The following is an 8,619-nucleotide window of genomic DNA, read 5'->3' on the forward strand; positions in this document are numbered from 1 at the left end:
TAGCTAAAATAAAAGTTGATAGGGTGAGTCAATCTCACCCCATTTTAACCGTCTAAAACTTGGCTTTCTGGCGCAGTAATTCGGCTAGAGTGACATCGAATTTTGAGTGTCCCCCGAAAACTGTTCCCGCTTCCCCGTTAAAGAAAGTGACCTTGGCTAAATGATAATGCTCACCGCTCAGGGGAATATAACCGACCTCTTGAACGATGTTTTGAGCTTGGCTGAGATAATACTCGACAAAACGCTGTAAATGCTTATTAGACTGGGCTTTTTGGGCGTTAACGTAGATAAATAAAGGACGGGCTAAGGGTTGATAGGTGGATTGTAGCACCGTTTCCCGGGAGGGCAAAACAGCCCCTTTACCACTGTCTATTGCTAAGGCTTTTAAGTTCGCCGCTTGTTTTTCGTAGTAAGCTAGACCAAAATATCCCAGGGCGTTGGGATCTTGACTAACTCCTTGAATTAAGGTGTCATCATCTTCACTGGCAACGTAATCGCTGCGGCTAACATCTTCTTCTCCTACCACTGCTTCTGTAAAATAATCGAAAGTTCCCGAATCTTTGCCCGCACCAAAGAGATTGAGAGGTTTATCCGGCAATCCCGATCTCACCTGACTCCACTTGGTAATTTTACCCTGGGCTGCAGGTTCCCAGATTTTTTTTAATTCCTCTAAAGTGATGCTATCAATCCAAGTGTTTTCTTTATTGACTGCGATGGTGAGTGCGTCAAAGGCGATCGGCAATTCGATAAATCTAATGTTATTCCGATTACAGGCTTCGATCTCATCAGTGCGAATTGGTCGTGAAGCATTGCTAATATCGGTTTTTCCAGCGCAAAACTGCCGAAAACCGCCAGTAGTACCCGAAAAGTTGACGTTTATATCCGCAGACGGCTGTTTTTGTTTTTTGTATTCATCGGCGACAGCTTTGGTGATCGGGTAAACGGTGCTAGACCCATCAATAATAATTGATTTGTTTGATTGGTAGTCAACGGCAGTGCAAGCAACTAGAACACCAGTACCAACAAAAACAAGAGCTTTTTTGAGCAATTTATCGAGATTTATCAGCATTTATCCATCCCCTTGCTTTTCTGTGAGTCAGAAAAATCCATCTCCATCATTTCAAAAAAAATTGATTGAACACGAAAATCTCACCAAAAAGATAACAAACTTAACAGTAGCGAAAAGCAGCGGTGGTCCTGTTTGCCTTGACACACCTAGATAAAAAGCTTTGTCCTGGCAATTTCTCCTCAACCGATGGTTTAAATTAAGATTTCATCCCTGAATAGATAGAATGGATTTTGGTCTTGATCGATCTAAATTGTTGCCAAAAGCTGTGATTTTTTTAATTAAACTTAACCAAAATTTTACCGAATCTTAACCCAAAAAAATCGCAAATATTTCTAGATTTAAAAGTAATATTTGTGCATTAAACTATATGTTGAAGAAAGTTCAACTTTCTCCAATTGTGCAGGATTCTTCAACTGGAAAACTTATGATATTCTCAACTGCTACCCTAACTCGTGTGTGTGCTGTCTCCTTCGCCACGGCAGCGGCCTTAGCAGGGACGATGGGAGAAACCCTCGCCCAAACCCTGAACGGTGCAGGAGCCTCCTTTCCCGCGCCCCTATACCAGCGTTATTTTGCCGACTATAAAAACGCCACTGGTGTCACCGTTAACTATAATTCCGTCGGTAGCGGCGCTGGTATCCGGCAATTTATCGCTGGAACCGTCGATTTTGGGGCTTCCGATGCCGCTCCTTCTTCCTCGGAAAAAAGCCAGATGAAAAACGGTTTATTGCTGGTTCCCACCGCCGGAGGATCCGTCGCTGTGGTTTATAATCTGCCTGGGGTAAATAACCTGCAAATTTCCCGGGCTAACCTCGGTAAAATCTTCAGTGGTGAGATCACCAACTGGAGACAAGTGGATCCGAAACTGCCCAACCGACCCATTAAAGTGGTGGTTAGGGCTGATGGTAGCGGTACTACCGAGATTTTTACCTCTCACCTGAGTGCGATTAGTCCTTCTTTCAAAAGTAAAGTGGGAACCAGCAAAGAACCCAACTGGGGTTTTACCGTTCTCAAAGGACCGAAAAATGATGGTGTGGCGGCCCTGGTTAAACAAACAGAAGGCTCGATCGGTTACGTTCAAGATACCTTTGCCCGCAAAAACGAAGGGGCAACCATGAGAACCGCCAGAATTCAAAATAAAGCCGGTCAATTTGTCGAACCCAGTCTCGCCCAAGCTAACAAGGCGATGGAAGGGATCAAATTTAACGCCGACTTTACCGCTAATATGGATGATCCGAGCAGTGGTTATCCGATCGTCGGGATTACTTGGTTATTAGTACCGAAAGACTACGCTGATAACAAAAAAGCGGCGGAAATTAAAAGACTGTTGACTTGGATTCTCACCACCGGTCAAGGTATTAACAATCAATTGGAATTTACCCGGATTCCCCAATCGGTGACTCAAAAAGTTTTAGCCGAAGTTAACAAAATCAAATAAATACTTTTGTATTAGTTTAGGCTTGATTGTCACCGCTTTCCAGTAAGATCGAAAAAAGTTACCGGTTAAGTCCATAACTAATAACTGCAAGTATCTCTTTTATCTGGGCTGAACAATGTTCAGCCCCTACAGTTGCATTTTAAACAACTGATAACTGGTAATCGCGCTCTACCTTATGGCTAATTTTTCTGAACCCGTTGAGTCTTTTGATCTTTCAGCAGCCAATCTTAACGAAAACCCCGGCACTGCCAGTTTATTTGATCGCATTTTTACAATCTTAGTCTGGATTTGTGCCGCCTCTGGTTTAATTTTTCTGCTCTGGATGGCCTGGATTGTTTTTCAGGATGCGCGACCGGCGATCAATGAATTCGGTCTGGGATTCCTGTGGGGAACCACTTGGGATGTTAACATCCTTAAATTTGGTGGTTTACCCTTTATTTTCGGTTCCGTTGTTTCCTCGATTCTAGCTCTTTTATTAGCTATTCCCCTCAGTGTTGCCGTTGCTTTAACCACTAGCGAGAATTATTTGCCGGCAAGTATCCGTTATCCGATCGGTTTTCTAGTGGAATTAATTGCCTCGATTCCTAGTGTAATTATCGGGTTATGGGGTATTTTCGTGCTAATTCCCGTGCTTAAACCCCTACAAGAATGGTTATTTCAAAATCTTGCTTGGTTCCCTTTATTTAGTACCCAACCTTTGGGACCGAGTATGCTCATCGCCGGTGTGATCCTAGCGATCATGATCGTGCCGACTATTTCCGCTATCAGTCGCGATGTTTTGCTTACCGTCCCCCCGGAATTACGCAGCGCCTCCATGGCCCTAGGTGCCACTCGTTGGGAAACCATCTGGCGCGTGTTGTTGCCGGCGGCCAGTTCTGGCATTGTTGGGGCGATTATCCTCGGTTTAGGGCGCGCTTTAGGGGAAACTATGGCGGTGGCCATGGTAATCGGTAACTCCTCGATTATTAGTCCCTCCCTCTTGGCCCCTGGTTACACTATTCCCGCCGTACTAGCTAATACTTTCCCAGAAGCTTTTGAAAAAATCCACATCGGGGCTTTGATGTATCTAGCTTTGATTCTATTTGTTATTACCTTAGTCGTCAATAGTGTAGCGGCTTTATTAGTACAGTTTATCAACCGTAATCGTTAATTTTATGACTCAAGGAGCTTTTCCCGAAGAAGATTTACAGCAACCCCTGTCACCGTGGCGACATTTTTTTACCAACGGTCTCACGGGTTTAGCGATCGCTCTTAGTGCCGTCGCCATTCTACCTTTATTCGCTATCCTCCTTCAAATTGTCAAAGAAGGTTTACCCGGATTTAATTGGCAAGTTTTCACCTCTTTACCCGCCCCAGTTGGCTCCGATCCCAGTGTTCCCAATGGTTTTGCTAATGCGATCGTGGGGACTTTAACTATGGTCGGTTTAGCATCCCTCGGCAGCATACCTCTGGGGATTCTCACCGGGGTTTTTCTCTCGGAATTCGCTCGGGGTTCCAAAATTGGCGGTATTCTGCGCTTTGCGATCGTGGTGTTGAGTAGTACCCCTTCCGTTATTGTCGGGGTGTTTTCTTTCGGGGTTTTGGTCTTAACTACCAAACAATTTTCCGCCGTAGCGGGGGCCTTTGCTTTAGGGGTGATTATGTTGCCCATTGTCGCTTTAACCACGGAAGAGGCACTGAAACTAATACCCATGTCCTACCGTCTCGGTTCTTCCGCTTTGGGGGGTTCCCGTTTCGATACGGTATTTCGCATTGTCCTGCCAGCAGCGATCGCACCGATTATGACCGGGATATTATTAGCGGTAGCCCGGGCTGCCGGAGAAACTGCCCCTTTAATGTTTACGGCTTTATTTAGTCAATTTTGGCAAGAAAGTCTCTGGTCGCCCACACCAGCTTTAACGGTATTGATTTATAACTATGCTAGTTCCCCCTTTCCTGAACAAAATTCCCTAGCTTGGACAGCTTCTTTAGTCCTGATTATCTTGGTTTTAATTACTAGCCTTCTTTCCCGTTTTGTCACTCGTAAACGCTCAAATTAAGCATTTTTCTGATGATCGATTCCTCTATTATGAACAGTCCTACTTCTCTGGCTAATTCGGCGATCGAAGTCGAAAATATTAGCTTTTTCTACGGTAGTAAAAAAGCCATCGAAGGGGTTTCTTTACAAATCCCGCAAAGACAAGTAACCGCCATGATCGGCCCCTCTGGTTGTGGTAAATCCACTCTCTTAAAAGCCCTCAATCGTATCGGGGAATTAGAGGGGCAAGTGACAGTTAAGGGCAAAGTTAGGTTTTTTGGCCAAGATATCTACGCCCCCAAAGTTAACCTTCATACCTTACGGCGACAGGTGGGTATGGTGTTTCAGCGTCCTAACCCTTTTCCCGCTAGTATTTACGATAATATTGCCTATGGTATTAGAATTTATCGTTCCGCTAGTCGCAGTGAATTAGATGGGATTGTGGAATCAGCTTTAAAAGGGGCTGCTCTTTGGAATGAAGTTAAAGATCTGTTGAATAAATCCGCTTTAGGATTATCGGGAGGACAACAACAAAGATTGTGTATTGCTCGCGCTTTGGCAGTCAAACCAAAAGTATTATTAATGGATGAACCTTGTTCCGCTTTAGACCCCCTTTCTACCCTCAAAGTCGAGGAATTAATCCATGAATTGAAGGAACAATACACGATCGTCATTGTCACCCATAATATGCAACAGGCCTCTAGGGTATCCGATCGCACGGCCTTTTTTAATGCCGATGAAACCCGCGTCGGTCGTTTGGTGGAATTTGACACCACCCAGAAAATTTTCACCGATGCAGTTAATCAACAAACTCGCGATTATGTAGCCGGTAGATTCGGTTAATTTCTCTTATCAGGGGGCAGGAGATAGGAGATAGGAGATTATTTTTATTTATTCTCCCCATCTCCCCACACCCCACACCCCATCTCCCCTGCTCCCCATCTCCCCACTTCCCGCTCCCATAACCGAACCCCCTAAACCCTAAGACTGCCCGATTTTGCTAGGATAAGAAATGTAACGAGAATCTTTCTTAACAGTCGGATAATTCATGGGCAACGATACCATCACCTTACTCTCCCCGCGGGAAATTGACAAAATGCGACGAGCCGGACGATTAGCGGCTAAACTGTTAGACCATCTGGCAGATATGGTTAAACCGGGGGTAAGTACCCTAGAAATCAATGATGAGGCAGAACGTTGGACTCGCGCCCATGGAGCCAAAAGTGCGCCCCTAGGATACCATGGCTTTCCTAAGTCTATCTGTACTAGCATTAACGAGGTCATCTGTCACGGCATCCCCAGCGCCGATCAAATCCTCAAAGACGGCGATATTATTAACATCGATGTCACCCCGATTTTAGAAGGTTATCACGGCGATACCTCCCAGACTTTCTTTGTCGGTACTCCCTCCCCTCTGGCCAAAAAGTTAGTGGAAGTTACCAGAGAATGTCTGCAAAGAGGTATAGATGCAGTGCAGCCAGGGGGTAAAATCGGCGATATTGGCGCAGCTATCCAAGAATATGCCGAAGGACAAGGATTTTCGGTGGTTAGAGATTTTGTCGGTCATGGTATCAGTAATGTCTTCCACACCGGGCCACAGGTTCCCCACTACGGCATTCGCGGCAAGGGTAAAAAAATTCGCCCCGGCATGGTATTCACCATTGAACCAATGATTAATGAGGGAACCTGGCAACATATTGTCTTAAAAGACGGTTGGACTGCTATTACTAAAGATGGTAAACTTTCAGCCCAATTTGAACACACCATCGCCGTCACCGAAACTGGTGTCGAAATTCTCACTGTACCCGATTAAATTTAGGGAACAGAGAACAGGGAATGGGGGAATGGGAGAATGGGGAAATAGGGAAGTTTCAACTAATACCCCAAAACCCTAAAACCCTAAAACCCCATCACCCAACCCCCATCACCCCCCATCCTGTCTCCTGAATCCTAAATATATGCAGTATCGTCGTTTCGGTCGCACTAATCTACAAATGCCGGTGTTTTCCTGTGGGGGAATGCGCTATCAATTTCAGTGGCAGGATTTGCCAATGTCGCAAATTCCCGACGAGAATCAGGGCAATTTAGAGGCAACTATTAATAAATCCTTAGAAGTGGGGATTAATCACATCGAAACCGCTAGGGGTTACGGCACTTCCGAGATGCAATTGGGCAAAATTTTGCCGCAACTACCGAGGGAAAAGATTATCGTGCAGACGAAAGTTTCTCCTAGTCAAGATGTGCGGGAATTTCGCCGTAAATTTGAGCAATCCCTGCAATTTTTACGGTTAGATTATGTGGATTTGTTGGGTATCCATGGCATCAACACGGCTGAAATTCTCGATGACACTATGGCCGAGGGCGGTTGTTGGCAAGAAGCGAAAAAATTACAGCAACAGGGAAAAGTTCGTTTTATCGGTTTCTCCACCCATGCACCAACTGATGTAATTGTCAAGACTATTGCAACAAATTGTTACGATTACCTCAATCTGCACTGGTACTATATTTTTCAGAATAACTGGCCGGCCATAGAAGCGGCAAAACAGCACGATATGGGGGTTTTTATCATTAGTCCCTCCGATAAGGGCGGCCATCTCTATAATCCTCCCCCTAAGCTCGTGGCTCTCTGTTCTCCTCTCAGTCCGATGGTTTTTAATGACCTATTCTGTCTCAGTCATCCGGCCGTCCACACCCTGAGTATTGGTGCAGCGCAACCCACAGATTTTGATGAACACCTAAAAACTTTACCTTTACTCGATCGAGCCGAGGAGATTTTACCGCCAATTATCGAGAGATTGCAAGGGGAGATGATCAACTGTTTAGGCGATAATTGGGTGAAAACTTGGTCTTTGGGTTTACCTAGCTGGGAAAATACCCCCAATCAGATTAATATTCCTTCTATCCTCTGGTTACACAATCTCGCTATCGCCTACGATATGATCGACTTTGCCAAGGCCAGATACAATCTCTTGGGGAATGGGGGTCATTGGTTCCCCGGTCAACAGGCAAAAGAGGTGGAAAAACTCGATTTAACTGCCTGTTTAGCCGCTAGTCCCCACGCTGATAAAATTCCCTATCTTCTCGCCGAAACTCATCGATTATTGTCGGGAGAGAACGTACAACGCTTGAGCAGTAGTTAAAATTCGATGCCGGGTTGCGCTTTCACTCCCTGTTGACGAAAGGGATGTTTAATTAACTTCATTTCCGTGACTAAATCCGCTATCTCGATTAATTCGGGTAAAGCTCCTCTACCAGTGAGAATAACGTGACAATTAGCGGGTTTTCGGGCTAAACCAGCGATAACTTGCTGAATATCCAGATAACCGAATTTAAGGGCGATATTGATCTCATCGAGTAAAATTAATTTATATTGGGGATTTTCGAGAAAAGTTAGGGCTTTTTGCCATGCTTCCTGGGCTTTCTCTATATCTCTTTCTCTATCTTGGGTTTCCCAGGTGAAACCTTCCCCCATAGCATAAAACTCGATTTGTTCCCCCCAAACACTAAAAATCTTTTGTTCGGCAGGTTCCCAAGCACCTTTGATGAATTGTACCACCGCCACTTTGTAACCATGACCGAGGGAACGTAAAACCATACCGAGGGCTGCCGTGGTTTTTCCCTTACCATCGCCGGTATTAACGATAATTAAACCTTTTTCAGCGATTTTTTCGGCTAAACGTTCCTCTTGGATGACCTTGCGGCGCTGCATTTTTTCTTTGTATTGTTCAGGAGTGAGTTGCATTCAAGTCTATTCTATCCAGTCAAATCAAGATAATTGTAACTCAAGGGGTTATCGATCGCTGTTTCCAGATTTTAACCTGCTAAATTGTCTGGGGATTGATGCCTAATTCTCGTAATTTTGCAGCTAATCTTTCCTTAGCTTGTCGTTCTTGTTCTTTTTCTAAAAGAGCCTGTTCTTTTGCCTTTCGTTCCTGTTCCCTTTCTAAAAGAGCCTGTTCTTTTGCCTTTCGTTCCTGTTCCCTTTCTAAAAGAATCTGTTCCTTTGCTTGTCTTTGCTGTAATTCAGCTTCTTGGGGAGTGGGAACCAATTGACCATCAACGGTAAAATAACGCAGTTTACGGTCAAATATGCCT

Annotated in this window: 8 protein-coding genes and 1 pseudogene; 6 read left to right on the top strand and 3 right to left on the bottom strand. The window is 44.8% G+C overall.

Features of this window, described 5'->3' with window-relative positions:
* Window positions 1–52 precede the first annotated feature (52 nt).
* Window positions 53–1,069, bottom strand: coding sequence for a PstS family phosphate ABC transporter substrate-binding protein (locus MiAbW_RS16440; protein ID WP_151696975.1), 1,017 nt, complete (start codon window positions 1,067–1,069; stop codon window positions 53–55).
* 424 nt (window positions 1,070–1,493) lie between these two features.
* Here MiAbW_RS16440 and pstS point away from each other — a divergent pair, with 424 nt between their 5' ends.
* The 6 genes from pstS (at window position 1,494) to MiAbW_RS16470 (ending at window position 7,664) form a co-directional block, all read left to right on the top strand.
* Window positions 1,494–2,507, top strand: coding sequence for a phosphate ABC transporter substrate-binding protein PstS (pstS, locus tag MiAbW_RS16445; protein WP_151696976.1), 1,014 nt, complete (start codon window positions 1,494–1,496; stop codon window positions 2,505–2,507).
* A gap of 175 nt (window positions 2,508–2,682) precedes the next feature.
* Window positions 2,683–3,657: a phosphate ABC transporter permease subunit PstC gene (pstC, locus tag MiAbW_RS16450; protein WP_151696977.1), complete on the top strand. Its 975-nt coding sequence runs from the start codon at window positions 2,683–2,685 to the stop codon at window positions 3,655–3,657.
* A 4-nt stretch (window positions 3,658–3,661) separates the two neighbouring features.
* Window positions 3,662–4,546, top strand: a complete 885-nt coding sequence (gene pstA / locus MiAbW_RS16455; protein WP_151696978.1) for a phosphate ABC transporter permease PstA — start codon at window positions 3,662–3,664, stop codon at window positions 4,544–4,546.
* An 11-nt stretch (window positions 4,547–4,557) separates the two neighbouring features.
* On the top strand, window positions 4,558–5,367 hold the full coding sequence (pstB, locus tag MiAbW_RS16460) for a phosphate ABC transporter ATP-binding protein PstB (protein ID WP_172967389.1): 810 nt from the start codon (window positions 4,558–4,560) through the stop codon (window positions 5,365–5,367).
* Between the two features lie 205 nt (window positions 5,368–5,572).
* Window positions 5,573–6,337, top strand: a complete 765-nt coding sequence (gene map / locus MiAbW_RS16465) for a type I methionyl aminopeptidase (RefSeq protein WP_151696980.1) — start codon at window positions 5,573–5,575, stop codon at window positions 6,335–6,337.
* A 145-nt stretch (window positions 6,338–6,482) separates the two neighbouring features.
* A complete protein-coding gene (locus tag MiAbW_RS16470; RefSeq protein WP_151696981.1) occupies window positions 6,483–7,664 on the top strand; it encodes an aldo/keto reductase in 1,182 nt (393 codons plus the stop codon).
* Here MiAbW_RS16470 and cobO read toward each other — a convergent pair.
* Both cobO and MiAbW_RS16480 read right to left on the bottom strand, forming a co-directional pair.
* Window positions 7,661–8,266 (bottom strand): cob(I)yrinic acid a,c-diamide adenosyltransferase, encoded by a 606-nt coding sequence (gene cobO / locus MiAbW_RS16475; protein ID WP_151696982.1) that lies wholly within the window; start codon window positions 8,264–8,266, stop codon window positions 7,661–7,663. The two genes, MiAbW_RS16470 and cobO, sit on opposite strands and share 4 nt — an antisense overlap.
* Before the next feature lie 79 nt (window positions 8,267–8,345).
* A pseudogene (locus MiAbW_RS16480) lies at window positions 8,346–8,619 on the bottom strand (Uma2 family endonuclease); the annotation flags it as partial.

Source organism: Microcystis aeruginosa NIES-4325, assembly GCF_008974145.1.
GTDB lineage: Bacteria > Cyanobacteriota > Cyanobacteriia > Cyanobacteriales > Microcystaceae > Microcystis > Microcystis aeruginosa_G.